Raw genomic sequence first — 1,821 nt, 5'->3', positions numbered from 1 at the left:
TATCTTTAAAAATCGTTATAACTTCTCGATACTGTCTAATCTGTCTAGGGATCATGCCGCCACGCCCATCTTTTTAGCTAACCACTGCGCTTGCTCTATGAATGCCTTACCGCGCTGTTCTAGTTCTTCTCTGCTAATGTAATCAAATGCTTTGCCAGTCCATGTTTTATCGAAAACAACTATGGCCCCGGCGAAAAATGCCCCGGTAGGCTTTTGTTTTTCATCAGCCGGGTTAAACCACTTCGGAACGTCAAAACCGATACGCCCACGAATAAAGCAGATGTGATCCGCATCTTCTGGCCACCAGCTTTCACTTGTTGCTGCTTTCAATAAAAAGACATAACGCCCACCTTTTTCACGCATCGCTGAAGCATAATTCATAATGTGAATAACGCCTGTGATAGCCTGTTTGTCGTGATATGAAGGTCTTGAATATGGAGGATTACCAAAAGCTACACCGCCGATTTCTTTTAGCTTTTCCGACCAATCTTGAGTGAGCGCATTGTCCTCTGCAGTGTAAAAATGTGGGGCTTTGTTATTTTCACCATCAGTGAATAAATCCAGCGTGAATGGGCCATAGATTGCGTTAGCGCCATACACCAGGTTTTCGGGAGATTGCCACTGATCCCCAATCTCATTAAGTTTATGGGTTGGCTTTGATTTCAATAAATTAAGCTTTTTAACATACTCACTCTGTTCTTCTTCCAGTTCGCATAGCATTGGCTCGCATGATTCACTGCATGAACCAGCATCATAGCCACCAGCACCACGGATGGTTTCAGCTATGTCATCACGAGAATGATCCGCAAACATTGCAATAATGCCTTCGAGTGAATTATTACCTCGATACATGATTTTATTTTCTTGTTGGCGGCGTTCTACAACACGAACAGATTTATCGGTAATTACATTAAGGAATTGCTGTGCTAGCTCCGGCTCGTCACGGGTTGCTAAAGCGATTTTATTAATACCTTTTTTTACGCAGAAAACGCAGTTACCCAAATGCTCAGGTAAATCTAGATCGAAAGGTTGTTCAGCCCACCAGTCAAGAATGTCTTGTTTTTCAACTTCGCTGATATCAGCAAGATATGAAACACCGCCACGCTCTTTTAATCGCTTTGGCTCATCAGATCTAATGCCTAACCATGTATGATACTCACCGTAAGTTTCTTTACAGTAACGAGTGAAAACCTCTGTTTTCATCGTTCGAGTACAAAAAGCACCATGTACATACGGAGTACCGTATTTACTGCAAGCATCTATCCATGGTTGTAAGTCTGGACCAATTTCATCCACTGGAATAACTTTGTAGGTGTTGGCTTTTCCAAGTTCCGGATCAATAACAAGTCGCAGGCAAACAAGGTCAATATTCCAGTTTTTGGCAACATTGCGGATAAATTCATAGGTTTTAGGGTGTTCCGCACCGGTATCCATAAAGACATGTTTTATTGTTAAATTTTCTTTAGCTGCTTTTCGTTCTAGTAAATGGACCATAAACGCTGAAGTGCGACCACCAGAAAAGCTTGATACATTAATCATCAGATAGTACCTCGCTGCTGGTGGGCTTTCGTATACAAACGAATGCGGGTATAGCGCTGCTGAACTTGAAAATAATCAGCGAGGTGGCTTAGATGGCTGAATTTTCTGCAAATGATTAAATCACGGCGGTAATCACCCCATTGTCTGCGCAGCTTACGAATAACCAGCAATTTGCGAATATGTTTCAATATTGCAATCATGCCTAGAACGTCTACACCATAGATTTTTTTAGCTTCACTGCGCATCATGCTGTACCCCCTAAACGCTGCTCACATTCATTCC

2 protein-coding genes are annotated in these 1,821 nt (G+C 42.2%); both read right to left on the bottom strand.

The features are described from left to right. Positions 1–51 precede the first annotated feature (51 nt). Positions 52–1,539 (bottom strand): phage N-6-adenine-methyltransferase, encoded by a 1,488-nt coding sequence (locus tag GKR71_RS01385; RefSeq protein ID WP_154633852.1) that lies wholly within the window; start codon positions 1,537–1,539, stop codon positions 52–54. Further along, positions 1,539–1,787: a hypothetical protein gene (locus GKR71_RS01380; RefSeq protein ID WP_230084998.1), complete on the bottom strand. Its 249-nt coding sequence runs from the start codon at positions 1,785–1,787 to the stop codon at positions 1,539–1,541. Before GKR71_RS01380 ends, GKR71_RS01385 begins: the two co-directional genes overlap by 1 nt. Between the last annotated feature and the right edge of the window lie 34 nt (positions 1,788–1,821).

Source organism: Providencia sp. wls1922, assembly GCF_009706505.1.
Lineage (GTDB): Bacteria > Pseudomonadota > Gammaproteobacteria > Enterobacterales > Enterobacteriaceae > Providencia > Providencia lanzhouensis.
This window is presented reverse-complemented; position numbering and strand designations above follow the sequence as displayed.

Bases quoted from the DNA above. Each gene is read 5' to 3' on its own strand.
- GKR71_RS01385 (WP_154633852.1), bottom strand. From the start codon at position 1,539: ATGATTAATGTATCAAGCTTTTCTGGTGGTCGCACTTCAGCGTTTATG.
- GKR71_RS01380 (WP_230084998.1), bottom strand. From the start codon at position 1,787: ATGATGCGCAGTGAAGCTAAAAAAATCTATGGTGTAGACGTTCTAGGC.